This is a genomic window from Candidatus Poriferisodalis sp., assembly GCF_965237655.1.
In the GTDB taxonomy this organism is placed as follows: Bacteria; Actinomycetota; Acidimicrobiia; order Acidimicrobiales; family Poriferisodalaceae; genus Poriferisodalis.
The window spans coordinates 946,565-959,613 of the sequence record NZ_CBDEGB010000001.1 but is presented as its reverse complement, the minus strand read 5'-3'; the positions used below and the strand labels follow the sequence as shown (position 1 = coordinate 959,613).

Here is a 13,049-nt window from a genome sequence, read left to right as displayed (position 1 = left end):
CCCGCGTCATGTCGCCCAAGCTCACCGACCTGCTCAAGGGTTCAATCGACCGCACTTCTGTGGCTTCAAGCGTCAATTCACACGAACGCAGCTATGACTTTGGGAGCCGCCACGGCCAAGATCCGCGTGCGGCGAATTACCGAGAATTCATTGAGAACAATTACAACCTCGTCACCGACCTCTATGAGTACGGCTGGGGTGAATCGTTCCACTTCGCGCCACGGGTCCCAGGCGAGAGTTTTCATGCCTCACTGGCTCGTCACCAGCACTTCATTGCGCTCGCGCTCGGCTTGCGGCCTGGCATGCGTGTAGCAGACCTGGGGTGCGGTGTCGGCGCTCCGTTGCGCGAGATCGCCCGATTCTCGGGATCGCAGATCGTGGGCGTCAACATCAGCGCCTACCAACTCGAACGAGCACCGAAACTCACCGATGAAGCCGGACTGAGTCACCTGGCGGAGTATCTCGAGACTGATTTCACTAGAACTGGTGAACCGGAAGGCTCCTTCGACGCGGTGTATGCGATTGAAGCGACATGCCATGCGCCAGATCGGGCCGACGTGTTCGGTGAGGCGTTCCGCCTGCTCAAAACCGGCGGCTGCTTTGCGTCGTACGAGTGGTGCGTGACCGACCAATTCGACTCACTCAATTCGCACCAGGTACAGGTCAAGAACGACATCGAGTTGGGCACGGCAATACAGGACCTCATCACGACGCACGACGCAGACGTCGCGATGGGCAAGGCTGGCTTTGGGCTGCTGGAGACCCGCGACCTCGCGGATCAGGCCGGGCCTGCAATCCCTTGGTATGAACCCCTGGTCGGCTCCGGTGTGTCGCTGACGAGCCTTCGAAGCTCACGTGTGGGACGGGCAGTGACACACCAGTCCCTGCGCGTGCTCGAGGCGCTTCGCGTCGTGCCGCCGGGAACACCGGGTATGTCGAGAGTTCTGAACATCGGTGCGGCGGCCCTCGCGGAGGCCGGTCGGCTCGGGATCTTCACTCCGATGTACTTCGTGCTTGGGCGCAAGCCGGTCTAGCGCTCCGCCATATTGCCCGCCTCGGGTGTGCAGCCTCGGATCGGTTGCAGGGGCGCCTGATAATTTCGGCTGGGGCGCCGATGCGGCGCCGAGGGGGTTGCCACCATGCCGATCACTGAGTTCTTTCCTGGCATCAAGATCATCGACTCGGACACGCACTGGACCGAGCCGCATGACCTGTGGACCAGTCTCGCCCCGGCGAAGTACCGCGATCTTGTCCCGCAGGTCCGCGAGCACAACGGCAAGCGCAAGTGGGTCGTCAATGGCGACATCCCGATCGCCGGCGACTCGGCGGTCTCGGCGATCCTGCCCGACGGCAACAAGATGCTCGGGCTGAAGTTCCTCAAGCACGACATCGAGATGGTCCACGCGGCGTCTTACGACTGCGACGCCCGCCTGGAGCTGATGGATGCCATGGGCGTGAGCCACGGCATCGTGTACCCCAACGTCGGCGGGTTCGGGAACCAGAACTTCCTCAAGGTCGAGGACCGGGCGCTGCGCATCGCCTGCGTCGAGATCTACAACGACTGGATGAGCGACCTGCAGGCTCGCTCGGGCGGGCGCATCCTGCCCATGGCCCTGGTGCCGTGGTGGGACATCGACGCCAGCGTCGGAGAAGTCGATCGCATGCATCGCAACGGCGCCAAGGGCATCGTGATGTGCTCCAACCCCCACGACTCGGGCATGCCGAACTTCGCCCAGCCCGACTGGCGACCGTTCTGGGAGATCTGCGAAGCGCTCGAAATGCCGGTCAACTTCCACATCGGCGCCTCCGAAGGCGACATCAATTGGTCCGGCTCGGTGCCGTATGACACCTGGTCGGGCGACGTGAAGATCTCCTTGGGAGGAGCGGCGATCTTCCTGAGCCAGCTGCGCTGGATGGTGAACCTGCTGGTCAGCGACGTCCCCGAGCGCTACCCGAACCTCAACTTCGTGTCAGTGGAGAGCGGCATCGGCTGGATCCCGTTCCTGCTGGACGCGCTCGACTACCAGTGCGGCGAGACAGCGCCCGAGCATCTGGCCCACCTGTCGATGAAGCCCTCGGAGTATTTCCGGCGGCAGTTCTTTGGCTGTTTCTGGTTCGAGTCCCAGACGCTGGCGCCGGCCATCGACCACATCGGGGCCACCCAGATCATGTTCGAGACCGACATCCCGCACCCCACCTGCCTCTACCCGCGCAGCGTCGAGCGGGTGCGTGACGCGATCGGCAGCCTCGATCCCGCCGTCCAGAAGCGGATCCTGCAGGACAACGCTGCCGAGCTCTACAAGATCGACGTGTAGCAGAGCAGTTGGGGCGGTTGCCGGCGGGGGCGGTCGCTACGCGGCGGTGGCCCCTCGGCTGAGTCGGTCGGCGCCCCAGCGGGCGATGTCTGCTTCGAGATCAAGCGGGATGTTGCGCGGAGCGTCTTTCTCGTAGAGCTCCAGCGGCACCTCCCACATCACTTCGAATTCGATGCCGTCAGGGTCGTGGCAGTACAGGCTGCGGCTGGTGCCGTGGTTGTTCTCGCCCACGAGAGCATCCATCTCGGCCAGCCGGGTCTTGGCCTCGGCCAGTTCGGCGAGCGTGGCGACTTCCCAAGCCAGGTGGTACAGGCCCACATGTCGAGGGGGAGCGCCCTCGCCGACCGCGCCGAAGAGTCCAAGGTCGTGGTCGGTGTTCGATTGGGGTGACGCCATGTAGATGCCGGTGCCATAGCGGTTCACCACGTCCAGACCGAGCGCCTGGTTGTAGAAGCGGGCTGACGCCTCGGGGTCGCTCACCCACAGCACTGCGTGCCGGATGCCGAGTGTGGCCATGACGCCTCCCATCGGTGCTGATCGGGCCGCGGGCGCTGGCAGGGTCGTCGATTGCACCCATTGCCCCGCTTGGAGCGTACCGAGCTACCCGTGTCTCAGGGCAGTCGGAGCTTGATGCCACCGATGGCAGCGTCGTCGGGATCTCGGAGGGCATTGGTGGCCTCCAATTGGCCGCCGGTAGCCCCTTTGTCGTGCCAGGGCATAGCTGCCGTCCACCGCCACGCGAAGCTCATGACTCTCATCAGTACTGCAACATCATCAGCCTGCGTTGTCGAGGTGCGTCGGAGGCAGCCGATGTACTCATTGCGGAACACACTCGGGATGATGATCCGCGCAGCATCGACTGCCGACAGCTCGGCGTTCATCATCACGCGCGCCACCCTCCCATTGCCGTCGGTGAAGGGGTGAACCTCGGCCACCATGATCATGATGTAGAGCGCGCGCCGGAAGCCAGCGGGAACCGAGAGGGACAGCTCGAAACCTTGACGCAGTGTGCCTTCGACCAAGGGGGGATCGACGAAGAGATATGCGCCGACTTGGTTGGGTGCCTGCTTCCACTGCCCCGGACCCACTTCGGGGCGGCCTGCGAGAATCATCTGATGTCGCTCGCGCAGGTGACTCAGGAACCCTTCAACATCGTCAGCGGTGGCCCTGCGTCCGACGGTGTCGGCGACACAGCGATAGGTGCCCAAGATGTCGTGGCCATCGGCTGGGCGAGTGGGTGGGGGTTGCTGGGTGTCAATGATGCGACGGGCTTCGGGCACCGTGAATACTGTGCCCTCGATGTAGTTGGAGAAGTAACTCTCGAAGAACGGCAGCGGTTCCGCTTCGGGTCCTGCTGGGAGCCAATCGGGCACATCCGGGTCGTCGTAGCCGGTCAAGCCCTGAGCCAACCGGTTGAACATCTCGACCCTGCGTTCATCCCAGGCTCTACCGTAAGTCAACGCTTGTAGAAGCGGGCCGGCTGTGGGACGCAACGGCTGGTCGCCCGTCAACTGGTCAAACAGACGCTTAATCCTGTCGACCTGATCGACCTTGCCTAAGACGTCGGCGAGGGTGGTCGCGTCGTCGCGAAGTCGCGACATCCGTTCTGGCCCCCAAGTGATGGCCTTGGCGGCCAGCCAATCCTCAAGCTCCGCCAGCGACAGTGTCCGGGGCGTCCGCCCGCTGCGGCCGCGAGTGACGGCGAGGTTGTCCACCAAGATGCGAGCCGGGCTGGACATCCTGAGCCCGTGGGGCCAAGGCGGATCCTCTAGCGGTTCGGTCAAGGGCCTGCCACAGCGGATCCGGACCTCCATCCCTGGCAGCTGAATGGATTTGCGCCCATTCTCTGTTGCGACGAAGATGCAGTCTCCACTCACGCTGCCGTCTTGCGCGGCCGAGCGATCAACGATGACAGCACCGGGAAGCAAGTGCCCCAGGATGAGCCATCGGTTGGCAACCACGATCTCAGCGGGGTCGCTGACGAGGTCGGCAGAGTACAGCCGTGGTGCCAGCCGGCGAATCCTGCCATCGGCCACAGCCCGGCTGAGCGTGTCCCGCGACGCCACGTCGTCGAAGAACACTGTGCGAGGCTCAGTCGGCCAAGGGGTGGAGACTCTTCGAGCCATAGTCTGACGCTAACGCCCCGAGAACTCAAGAAGCAGCAATATTTCTCTGAGAAGAGATTTTGAATCAGTCATATTCTGGTCAAGAACTTAATTGTCTGATGTTCTTAGCTCGAAAGATGTGGCAAGACGAACTGCACCGTCTCGTCGCTCGCCGTCGGTTGCGGGATTCAGTTGCGGCGGGAAGCGGAGTAGGGGATGTCCTTGGAGTCGTCTGGCTCCTTGGGCAGGCCCAGCACCCGCTCGCCGATGATGTTGCGCTGTATCTCGTCGGTGCCGCCGGCGATCGACATCGCCGGTGTGGACAAGAGGATCTCCGAGACGATGCCGTCGGCGTTGCTGCGGGGCCCCACGAGCATTCCCATCGGGCCGGCGATCAGCGTGTGGGCCTCGTGGCAGGCGCGGGCGGTGACCGACATGTTCAGCTTGGTGAGCGAGCCTTCGGGGCCGGGCGGTTTGCCAGCGGCACGTGCGGCCCGGGCGCGCTTGGCGGTCCACGACGAGATCCGGCGAAGCGTCTCGACGCGGGCGATCTGCTGTCGGACCAGCGGGTCGCTGACCCGTCCGGTCCGCTGTGCCTCGGGGATGACCAGGTTCGCCCGCCCCGCCCGCTGCGGGTACCACTTGTAGGTGGCGAAGTATTCGTCGCGCTCGCGCTTGGCCTGGGTCACCGTCGGGCCGCCGTCGGCCGGGTAGCGGGGACGGCGGGTGGCCACCGCGGAGCGCTCGTGCGCCAGCGTGGTGAGGGCAATGCGCCAGCCGTCGCCGGGATTGCCGACCATCTCGCTGTCGGGTACCCGGGCATCGACAAAGAACACCTCGTTGAACGACGCATGGCCGTTCATCTGGCGCAGCGGGCGCACCTCCACTCCGGGCTGCTTCATCGGCATCAGGAAGTACGAGATGCCCTGGTGCTTAGGGACCTCCCAGTTGGTGCGGGCCATCAGGATGCCGAATCGGGCCTTGTGCGCCCCGGAGTTCCAGACCTTCTGGCCATTGACAATCCACTCGTCGCCGTCGCGGTCGGCCCGTGTCACGAGCCCCGCCAGATCCGACCCGTTCGTGGGCTCGGAGAACAGCTGGCACCACTTGTGCTCGCCGGTCAGGATCGGGCGAAGGTGACGCCGCTTCAGCTCGTCGTCGGCATGAGCCAGCAGCGTCGGCGCCACCAGGTACATGCTGACGCCGGCCGCAACGCCGATGGCTCCGACCGCGTCGAACTCGCCCGCCACGACGGCGTCCATGGACGGCGGCAGGCCTCGGCCGTGCCACTGCGTCGGCCATGACGGGGTGCCCCAGCCAGTGTCGGCCAGCAGGTTGCGCCACTCGATGAGCGGCCGCTCGGGGTGCCAGTGCTCGTCAAGCCATGTGCGGGCTTCGTCACGTACCTCGCCGGCACTCGCCATGAGTTGAGCGTAGGACCACAGCGCATTCGACGCCCGTTGGTGCGAAGCGGACACTGCGCGGGCCGCGACCCCACGGCGCGTGTGAGACGCCGGGGTTACGTTGAGCCGATGGACTTGGGGCTAGTGCAAACGTTCGTCGGGTTGGTGTCCGCGTGGCGGGGTGTGGTTTGTGGTTTGGTCGGGGGTATGGTGAGCGCGGGTCCGTCGGTTGACCCATCACGTTGCAGCGGATCGTGCGTCGCGGCGCCGACAAGTCGCCGGGGTCTCATGTGCGATGGCGGCGTGCGGTGGTGATCCATGCGTCGGCGGGCGGGAACTCGGTGCCGGTGATCGCGCAGCTGGCGGCGACGTCGCCTGATCGGGTGCGCGAGATGATCCACAGGTTCAACGAGTCGGGGATGGTGTCGTTGGACCCTCAGTGGGCGGGTGGCCGTCCCCGCCGGATCACGACTGACGATGAGGCGTTCATCGTCGAGACGGCCCGCACCCGCCCGCGCAAGCTGGCTCAGCCGTTCACTCGGTGGAGCATCCGCAAGCTCGCGACGTACCTGGCCGACAACCCGACCCGGGTGGTGCAGGTCGGCCGGCAGCGGCTGCACGAGATCCTCACCGAGTCAGGCATCACGTTCCAGCGCACCAAGACCTGGAAGGAGTCCAACGACCCTGACCGTGACGCGAAGCTGGACCGCATCGAGCATGTGGCGGACAAGCAACCGGACCGGGTGTTCGCGTTCGACGAGTTCGGGCCGCTGGCCATTCACCCGACCGGCGGGGCGTGCTGGGCGCCGCGGTCGCGTCCCCAGCGGCTGCGCGCGAACTACAACAAGCTCCACGGGGTGCGCCAGTTCCACGGCTGCTACAGCGTCGGCGACGACGAGCTGTGGGGTGTCGTGCGGCGCCGCAAGTCCGCAGCCAACACCCTCGCAGCGCTCAAGACCATCCGCGCCCGGCGCCCTGACGGCGAGCCGGTCTATGTGATCTTGGACAACCTGTCCGCCCACAAAGGCACCGACATCGCCAGATGGGCCAAGCGCAACAAAGTCGAGCTGTGCTTCACCCCGACCTACAGCTCATGGGCGAACCCCATCGAAGCGCACTTCGGGCCGCTGCGCGAATTCGTGCTCAACAACTCCGACCACCCCAACCACACCGTGCTCACCCGCCGCCTGCACGCCTACCTGCGCTGGCGCAACGCCAACAAACGCTCACCCGAACTGCTCGCAGCCCAACGGCGCGAACGAGCCAGAACCCGAGCCGAACGGCAACAACGATGGGGCCGACCCGCCAAAGCAGCCGCATGACCAAAGCGCGCAAACGTTTGCGGACACAGCACTAGCAGGCAGGCGCGCCGTGATCACTGGCGCATCAAAGGGAATCGGGCTGGGGTGCGCTATGGCGCTTGCCCGCGAGGGCTGCGATGTTGCGCTGGCGGCGCGGTCGGCTGATGTCCTGGCCAAGGCCGCCGGGGAGGTGGAGTCTGCGGCGCCGGAATCGACGGTCTCGACGCACGCTGTTGACCTGTCCACGACCGGGGGACGCCAGACGCTACTGGCCGAGACCGGCCTCGACGGCCCCGTCGACATCTGGGTCAACAACGCCGGGGCAATCCCCGGCGGTGACATCGTGACCGTCGACGACACCACATGGCGCGACGCCTGGGACCTGAAGGTGTTCGGTTACATCGACCTGTGCCGGGCCATCTATCCCCTCATGTCCGCTCGAGGCAGCGGTGTCATCGTCAACGTCATCGGGGCGGCCTCGCTACGGCCGCAGCCGTCCTACATCGCCGGTGCGGTCGGCAACAGCGGTCTTGTGGCGATGACTGCGGCGCTGGGCAGCCGGAGCCTGCGCGAGGGCGTGCGGGTGGTGGCCGTCAATCCCGGGCTCATCATCACCGACCGCATGGGTGATTTGCTGCGCCGCCAGGCGGTCGACGAATGGGGCGATGAGTCCCGCTGGGAAGAGCTGATCCCTGCCGATCCCGCTCCGGGAACCGTGGAGCAGGTAGCCGACGTGGTCGCCTTTCTTGCATCGGATCGGTCCAGCCACGTCAGCGGCACGTCGATCACGATCGACGGCGGCGCATCAGCTCGCTGACATCGCAGCGCCACCGGACCGGCCCAGACCGGTTAGTAGTGTCGTGCCTCCGGGGGGTGGACTGACATGGACGTGCCCGACTTCAGGACAGTGACAGTTGAAGCGCTGGTGTCGATGGTGCGAGACCGGACGCTGACCGCCGGGGAGGTGACCGAGCACGCTCTTGAGCGCATCGAAGCCCTGAACCCGCACCTCAATGCGTTCGTCGCCATTGACGAAGCGGCCGCTCGCTCCCAAGCCGCTGCCATCGATGTACGCCTCGATGCCGGCGAGGACGTGGGACCGTTGGCGGGCATCCCGATCGGCGTCAAGGACCTCGCCGACGCCGCAGGGTTCGGTACCACTCGCGGAGCCATGCACCTGCGCGACACCCCGCCGGTCACCGCCGACTCCACCGAAGTCGCGCGTTTGCGGGCTGCTGGCGCCGTCATCGTCGGCAAGACCAATACGCCAGAGTTCGGCTGTATGGGCGACACCTACAACCCAGTGTTCGGAGCGACGTGGAATCCATGGAACCTGAGCCGTTCTCCCGGTGGTTCGTCGGGGGGCACCGCTGCTGCGATTGCATCGGGCATGGTGCCGGTCGGCACTGGCTCCGACGGTGGCGGCTCCATCCGGATCCCCTCGGCGATGTGCGGCCTGTCGGGCATCAAGACGAGCCAGGGACGTGTGCCGAGCGGGCCGCCGCCGCCGGGACTGTTGGACCTGTCGTGCGTGGGGCCGATGGCTCGCCTCATCCGTGACGTGGCGTATTGCCTCGACGCAGTGGTGGGCCCCCATCCGTCCGACCTCCGCAGCCTGCCGGCACCGACCGAATCGTGGCACGGGGCGCTGGACGACCCCCCGCTGCCGAAGCGTGTGCTGTGGGTTCCCTCGTTCGACGGCGAACCGGTGGACGCTGAGATCCTGGCCAGCTGTGCTGCTGCGGTCGAGCGGCTCGCGGCGGAGGGCGTCGAGGTTGTCGAGATGGGCACGCTGTTCGACACGGTCTCGGGGGCGTTTCTGCCGCTCTTCCTGGGTGGGCTGATCGGGCCGGCGTTTCGGCCCCTGTACGGAACGCCCGCGTGGGATGACGTCACCGACGTGCTCGCCGTGGCGTTGGAAGAAGCCTTTGAACGAGTGACGGTGGACACGGTGGCAGCGGCCCGCCAGCAGGCCGCCGAGCTGTCGATGCAACTCGGCGAGGTGATGGCTGGTTTCGACGCGATGCTCTCGCCGACAATGGCGGGCCAGACACCTGTTGTCGGAGGGGACGGGACCATCAACGGCGTCGAGACGGAGAATTGGGTCCGCTTCACGCCGCTGGCCAACCTCACCCGGCGCCCAGCGGGAACCATCTGCTGCGGCTTCACCGATGACGGCATGCCCATCGGCCTGCAGGTGCTCGGCCATCAAGTCGACGACATCGGCGTGCTGCAGACGCTTGCCGTGCTGGAGGATCTGCTTGGTCTCGACCCCATCGCGCCAGAGATCGCCTCTGCCTCAGACTGAACTGCCGGAGCACGTCGCTTCGGGACGGGGGGTTACGTTGGGCCGGTGGACGCCGACAAGGTGACCGAGTTGCTGGGCCTCACTCCACTAGCGAGCGAAGGCGGCCAGTGGGCCCAGACCTGGCGCGACGAGCATTCGTCAGCGATCTACTACCTGATGCAGCCGGGGGACTTCTCCGCTCTGCATTGTCTCGGGGGCGTCGAGCTCTGGCATCACTACGCCGGGGCACCCGTCGAGATACTGCTGCTGGAACCCGGTGGCGGCGTCGAGCGTCCGATGCTCGGTGACGACTTGGCAGGTGGACAGCGGCCCGTCGTCGCAGTCGGGCCCGGTGTCTGGATGGCGGCGGGAACTACGGGCGACTGGTCGCTTGTCGGCACGACGATGGCGCCCGCATTCACCGATGCCGGTTTCGAGCTGGGCGAGCGGGATGCGCTTGTGGCCGCCTACCCGCAGGCGGCCTCCGACATCGCACGCTTCACGCGAATGGAGAAGGACTATGGCTGATCACGACGACCTTCGGGCGCCAGCGGACCTGCTGCGACTGGACGGCCGCGTCATCGTGGTGACCGGCGCTGGTGGTGGCGTCGGCACTGGCATCGCCCAGCGCCTCGGAGCGGCCGGTGCAACGGTGGTGGCCCACACGCGGTCGTCGCCAGTCGACCATCTGGTTGATGCCGCCGGCAACCCCGTGACCTCGGTCGAGGCGGATCTGCTCGCCCCCGACGCTCCGCAGCGCATCGTGGCCGCTGCGATCGATCATCACGGCCGCATCGACGGTTTGGTCAACAACGCCGCCATCGCGAACGTTGCACCGTTCGCCGAGCTGACCGACGACCTATGGTCCGAGATGATCGATGTCAACCTCAACGCGACACACCGGCTGACTCAGGCCGCCGTCCGCGCGATGCAGGCGCAGGGCTCCGGCGGCGCCGTAGTGCACATTGCGTCGATCGATGGACATCAGCCCGACGACGGGACCGGGCACTACTCCACTTCCAAGGCCGGGCTGCTGATGCATGCCAGGGCCGCGGCCGCTGCCTACGGCCCCGACGGGATCCGCGTGAACAGCATCTCGCCAGGTCTGATCGACCGGCCCAGCCTCGCCGACGACTGGCCCGACGGGGTGTCCCGCTGGCACGCAACGACACCGCTGCGACGGCTGGGCACCGCCGCGGATGTCGGCGACGCGTGCGTGTTCCTGTGCTCGGACCTGTCCAGGTGGATCACCGGAATCGCCCTTGTTGTGGACGGCGGCGTGCTGACGCGGCCCACCTGGTGATTCAGCGCGCCGGTGGCGCGTAGATCAGCCCGCCTTCGGTCCATCGCGCATTGGGCGTACCGGTCCGCTGTAACCCGACAGCTTCGAGGTTGCGGGCATAGATCTCGTCGTAGTTCCCGATCTGGCGGACCACCTCGTAAAACGCATCGGGCTCCAAACTCATCTTGGTTTGCAGCTCGCCTTCGCCACCGAGCAGCCGTATTGCCTCGGCATCGAGCTGGCCGCTGCCCAGCAGGTCATCGACGTTGGCAGACGTGATGCCCTTCTCGTCGAAGATGATCGTCGCGTAGATCGTCCAGTTGACGATGTCGCCAAAGGTCGACTGGTTGGGCAGGTACAGCGGGGCAAGCGGCTCCTTGGAGAAGGGTGCTGCGGGGAAGATCACCCACTCCTGGTCACCCTGTTGGCGATTCCGGCGGCCGATAAGCCCTGAGCCATCGGTGGTCATCAAGTCGCATGTGCCGGTGATGAAGCTGTCGGTGATGATGTCGAGGTCTTCGAAGGTCTGCAGCCTGATCTCGACGCCTGCAGCGTTGGCTGCGTCAGCGATGTTCTTCTCGGTGGTGGTTCCAGCGGTGGCGCAGACCGTTGCGCCGGCGATGTCCGCCACGGTCGATGCAGGCGTGAAGCCGTCACGGGCGCGGCCCATCAACTGCTGGCCGTCGTAGAAGGTGACTGGCGCGAAGTCGAATTTCAGGTCGCCGTCGCGGCTCTGCGTCCAAGTCGTGTTCCGCACCAGCACGTCGATGAGGCCGCTCTGCAACGCCGTGAATCGTTCGGCCGATGTGAGCGGCACGAAGTTGACCGCGCCAGCGTCGCCGAGCATCGCGATGGCGAGGGCCCGGCAGTAATCGGCGTCGAAACCGGTGGTGCTGCCGTCGGGTTGCGTCTCGGAGAATGCCACCGCGGCGCCGTACACCCCGCAGTTGAGGACGCCCCGCGACCTCACCGTCTCGAACAGGTCGATGTCTTGCGTCGCTTGAACCGGCACCGGATCGGCTGGCATCGCTGCGGTCCCTGCGTCGACATCGTCGCCGGACGCGCACCCGAGGATCAGCAGCACCACGACGGCGACTACGCCGAGCAGGCGACGGGCAGCTCGCATTCGTGTGACACCCCCTTGGTGCACTGCAGTGAGGACAACGTGCACCCCAACAGCATGGTGCACAGAGATGGAAAAGTCACCATGAACACACCCACCGAGACCCGTGCTCGCACCGGCGACTGGCTGCTCGCCATCGCTGTGGCGCTCGCCGGCTGCCTGCTTGTCGTCAGCTGGACCATGCCCAGCGGATAAGCCGGCACGGGTGCATCGAGCCTGATTCGGGCCCGCGGGGTCCCGTAGCGATCGCGCCGAGCAGGGCAACCGCCTGCGCGACACGCTGTCGGACGGTTAGCTCGCCGAGCGCTTTTTGCTGCCGCCAGGTGCCGAGACCATGCAAGATCAGTACTGTCCGGGTGTTCCCTCGCGACTGCGCGGGACGTGGCACAGCGAACACTTCCGATGGGAGTCGAACCATGCTCATCGCCAACCCCCGAGGCGGGTACCGCTTCCTCACGGGCATTTCCCCGTTCTCCAGCGGGGTAGTAGCCGAGGGGGACCACGAGATAGTCCACGCGACGCTGGGAACCCAGCTGCCGTGGCGGAAGGGCTTCGAGCTGATCGACGCCCACCTGTCCGAGGTCGGGCGGGAGCGTCAGGCCCTGTGTGCGATCGAGCTGCGTTGCCCAGTCCCGTACTCCATGCCCGGCTTTATGGAATTCAACGCCGGCTACGTCGAGCTGGTCCGGTCATGGGATCTCTACGTCGACGACCACAACCCCGTTGCACGCACCAATGTGGCTCCGGCCCACAACCCACCCACCGAGCCGGTTCTGCACGCCTTCTCCTACACCGCTGAGAGCGACGGAGCCGCTCCGGCGACATTCGTGGTCTCGGGAGCCGGGGAGATTCCCGAAGCGACGCTCGACGACAACGCGATCATCCGCAAGGGCGAGACCGGGTCCGAGGCCATGCGCGAGAAGGCCGGCCACGTCGTGGCCACCATGGGTTCGCGCTTGGGGGCCATGGGCGCTAGCTGGGATCTCGTCACGACTGCCGACGTGTACACGGTGTTCATGCATGAAGGGTTGCTGGAGGACGCGGTGATTCCCGCGTTGGGACCAGCGACCCGTCACGGACTGCGGTGGTACCGGTCGCGCCCGCCGGTACACGATCTCGACTTCGAAATGGACGTCCGAGGCATCCGGCACGAGATCACGATCTAAGAGAGGGATCGAGAGGGGGTCGAATTCGGCCCGCGGAGTCAGCGAAGTGCTGCATTGGCTAAACAGT

Annotated in this window: 11 protein-coding genes and 1 pseudogene; 8 read left to right on the top strand and 4 right to left on the bottom strand. The window is 65.9% G+C overall.

What is annotated here, in order from left to right:
• Positions 1 to 8: 8 nt before the first annotated feature.
• Both ACPXYO_RS04690 and ACPXYO_RS04685 read left to right on the top strand, forming a co-directional pair.
• The gene (locus ACPXYO_RS04690; protein WP_423917052.1) at positions 9 to 1,034 is read left to right on the top strand and encodes a sterol methyltransferase; all 1,026 of its coding nucleotides are present in this window, start codon (positions 9 to 11) and stop codon (positions 1,032 to 1,034) included.
• A 105-nt stretch (positions 1,035 to 1,139) separates the two neighbouring features.
• On the top strand, positions 1,140 to 2,315 hold the full coding sequence (locus ACPXYO_RS04685) for an amidohydrolase family protein (protein WP_423917050.1): 1,176 nt from the start codon (positions 1,140 to 1,142) through the stop codon (positions 2,313 to 2,315).
• A gap of 36 nt (positions 2,316 to 2,351) precedes the next feature.
• On the opposite strand, the gene ACPXYO_RS04680 is transcribed toward ACPXYO_RS04685, so the two are convergent.
• The 3 genes from ACPXYO_RS04680 to ACPXYO_RS04670 form a co-directional block, all read right to left on the bottom strand.
• Positions 2,352 to 2,831, bottom strand: a complete 480-nt coding sequence (locus ACPXYO_RS04680) for a VOC family protein (protein ID WP_423917049.1) — start codon at positions 2,829 to 2,831, stop codon at positions 2,352 to 2,354.
• A gap of 95 nt (positions 2,832 to 2,926) precedes the next feature.
• The gene (locus ACPXYO_RS04675; protein ID WP_423917047.1) at positions 2,927 to 4,441 is read right to left on the bottom strand and encodes a Fic family protein; all 1,515 of its coding nucleotides are present in this window, start codon (positions 4,439 to 4,441) and stop codon (positions 2,927 to 2,929) included.
• Positions 4,442 to 4,608: 167 nt separating this feature from the next.
• Positions 4,609 to 5,844, bottom strand: a complete 1,236-nt coding sequence (locus tag ACPXYO_RS04670) for an acyl-CoA dehydrogenase family protein (protein WP_423917046.1) — start codon at positions 5,842 to 5,844, stop codon at positions 4,609 to 4,611.
• A 215-nt stretch (positions 5,845 to 6,059) separates the two neighbouring features.
• Here ACPXYO_RS04670 and ACPXYO_RS04665 point away from each other — a divergent pair, with 215 nt between their 5' ends.
• The 5 genes and pseudogenes from ACPXYO_RS04665 (at position 6,060) to ACPXYO_RS04645 (ending at position 10,714) form a co-directional block, all read left to right on the top strand.
• The gene (locus ACPXYO_RS04665; protein WP_423918689.1) at positions 6,060 to 7,145 is read left to right on the top strand and encodes an IS630 family transposase; all 1,086 of its coding nucleotides are present in this window, start codon (positions 6,060 to 6,062) and stop codon (positions 7,143 to 7,145) included.
• Between the two features lie 22 nt (positions 7,146 to 7,167).
• Positions 7,168 to 7,941 (top strand): annotated as a pseudogene (locus ACPXYO_RS04660) (short-chain dehydrogenase/reductase); the annotation flags it as partial.
• A gap of 66 nt (positions 7,942 to 8,007) precedes the next feature.
• Complete coding sequence (locus tag ACPXYO_RS04655; protein ID WP_423917044.1) at positions 8,008 to 9,432, top strand: amidase; 1,425 nt, start codon at positions 8,008 to 8,010, stop codon at positions 9,430 to 9,432.
• Positions 9,433 to 9,477: 45 nt separating this feature from the next.
• Positions 9,478 to 9,939 (top strand): cupin domain-containing protein, encoded by a 462-nt coding sequence (locus ACPXYO_RS04650; protein ID WP_423917042.1) that lies wholly within the window; start codon positions 9,478 to 9,480, stop codon positions 9,937 to 9,939.
• Positions 9,932 to 10,714 (top strand): SDR family NAD(P)-dependent oxidoreductase, encoded by a 783-nt coding sequence (locus ACPXYO_RS04645; RefSeq protein ID WP_423917040.1) that lies wholly within the window; start codon positions 9,932 to 9,934, stop codon positions 10,712 to 10,714. Before ACPXYO_RS04650 ends, ACPXYO_RS04645 begins: the two co-directional genes overlap by 8 nt.
• A gap of 1 nt (position 10,715) precedes the next feature.
• On the opposite strand, the gene ACPXYO_RS04640 is transcribed toward ACPXYO_RS04645, so the two are convergent.
• Positions 10,716 to 11,819, bottom strand: a complete 1,104-nt coding sequence (locus tag ACPXYO_RS04640; RefSeq protein ID WP_423917038.1) for an amino acid ABC transporter substrate-binding protein — start codon at positions 11,817 to 11,819, stop codon at positions 10,716 to 10,718.
• Positions 11,820 to 12,232: 413 nt separating this feature from the next.
• Between ACPXYO_RS04640 and cnbZ the strand changes: the two genes are divergently transcribed.
• On the top strand, positions 12,233 to 12,982 hold the full coding sequence (gene cnbZ / locus ACPXYO_RS04635) for a 2-amino-5-chloromuconate deaminase CnbZ (protein ID WP_423917036.1): 750 nt from the start codon (positions 12,233 to 12,235) through the stop codon (positions 12,980 to 12,982).
• Positions 12,983 to 13,049: the final 67 nt, after the last annotated feature.